Annotated in this window: 2 protein-coding genes; one reads left to right on the forward strand and one right to left on the reverse strand. The window is 32.4% G+C overall.

Translation table 11 applies throughout. The features are described 5' to 3' along the window. The first annotated feature begins 137 nt into the window (after positions 1 to 137). Positions 138 to 704: a 5-formyltetrahydrofolate cyclo-ligase gene (locus DIU01_RS15030; protein WP_290835876.1), complete on the forward strand. Its 567-nt coding sequence runs from the start codon at positions 138 to 140 to the stop codon at positions 702 to 704. Positions 705 to 710: 6 nt separating this feature from the next. Here the strand turns inward: DIU01_RS15030 and DIU01_RS15035 are convergent. Further along, the coding region (locus tag DIU01_RS15035) for a lipoprotein signal peptidase (protein ID WP_290835878.1) at positions 711 to 1,215 on the reverse strand (505 nt) is incomplete at its 5' end.

Below are 1,215 nucleotides of genomic sequence, written 5' to 3' on the forward strand. Positions count from 1 at the left end.
TTGTCATTCCGCAGGAATCTCAATAGTATTTGCCACAATTTAAACTAATTATTTATTTTCAATTCTACTATTTTCTCCAAACAAAATTAACTTTAAATTCTTCACAAAACAAATTCTAATTTTTCTACTTTTACATTATGTATAAAAAAGAACTTAGACAAAAGTACAAAGCCTTACGACGCGAATTATCATTGGAAGAAATTGAAAACAACAGTCTTTCTATTGCTAATAAATTGCTTCAATTGGACATTTGGGATCGACTATATTTTCATTTGTTTCTAACTATTGAAGAGCAAAAAGAAATTAATACCGAGTTTATCCTTCAAATTTTAGCTGGAAAAGATAAAGAAATTGTGGTCGCTAAAACTGATTTTAATTCGATTCAAATGACGCACTTTCTATTAACGGATAATACAAAATTTAAGAAAAACGAGTACAATATTCCCGAACCTGTTGATGGTATTGAAGTTCCTGTTTCTAAAATTGATGTGGTTTTTGTGCCGCTTTTAGCATTTGATACGAAAGGAAATCGTGTAGGTTATGGCAAAGGATTTTATGATAAATTCTTATCGCAATGCCAACCTGAAACTATAAAAATAGGATTGTCTTTCTTTGAAGCTGAGGAAGAAATTATTGATGTTTACACGGATGATATTCGCCTGGATTATTGTGTTACACCGAATAAAATCTATGATTTTTCTTAAAAGAGATTAATCTAGTTTATTGTGAAAAACTCTAGAAATACTGTGTGGTGGCAAAGTGAAAGCTCTTTTGTTGAAGACAATTAAAATACCAACTCCTGTAGAAATAGCGACATCGGCAACATTAAAAATTGCATTGAAGAACGTTACTGTTTTTCCACCCATGAACGGAACCCAATTAGGTACCAAATAATCTTCAATAATAGGAAAATAAAACATATCGACCACGCGACCGTGAAGCCAAGTGCTGTAATGATCTTCTGGGAAAAAAGTGGCTAAATGTGTTCGTGTACTATCGTCAAACATTACTCCGTAAAGTACAGAATCGATAATGTTTCCAACTGCTCCAGCAAAAATTAAAGCGATTGCAGTGATCAAGAAATTTGATTTTTCTCTGATGGTTGAATCCCAAAGCCAATATCCTATAAATGGTACAACTAAGATTCTGAAAATTGTTAAAAATAACTTTCCATATTCGCCCGGAATTACCGTTCCCCAAGCCATTCCCTCATTT

It is taken from the genome of Flavobacterium sp., from assembly GCF_003525665.1.
In the GTDB taxonomy this organism is placed as follows: Bacteria; Bacteroidota; Bacteroidia; order Flavobacteriales; family Flavobacteriaceae; genus Flavobacterium.

Coding starts and splice junctions, on each gene's coding strand:
- DIU01_RS15030 (WP_290835876.1), top strand. CDS start 138: ATGTATAAAAAAGAACTTAGACAAAAGTACAAAGCCTTACGACGCGAA.